Below are 255 nucleotides of genomic sequence, written 5' to 3'. Positions count from 1 at the left end.
TGGCTAAACCAGGTTCCATCAAGCCACACACTCAGTTCGATTCAGAAGTGTATATCCTGAGCAAAGAAGAAGGTGGTCGTCATACTCCATTCTTCAAAGGCTACCGTCCACAGTTCTACTTCCGTACAACTGACGTGACCGGTACCATCGAACTGCCAGAAGGCGTAGAGATGGTAATGCCAGGCGATAACGTGAACATGGTTGTTACCCTGATCCACCCAATCGCGATGGACCAAGGCTTGCGTTTCGCAATCC

1 pseudogene is annotated in these 255 nt (G+C 49.8%); it reads left to right on the top strand.

What is annotated here, in order from left to right:
* A pseudogene (tuf, locus tag JHD74_RS26510) lies at window positions 1-255 on the top strand (elongation factor Tu); the annotation flags it as partial.

This window comes from Serratia sp. ASV30, assembly GCF_016428815.1.
GTDB classification, from domain to species: Bacteria; Pseudomonadota; Gammaproteobacteria; order Enterobacterales; family Enterobacteriaceae; genus Chania; species Chania fonticola_C.
The sequence above is the reverse complement of the archived record's forward strand: the minus strand, read 5'-3'. Positions and strand labels throughout refer to the sequence as shown.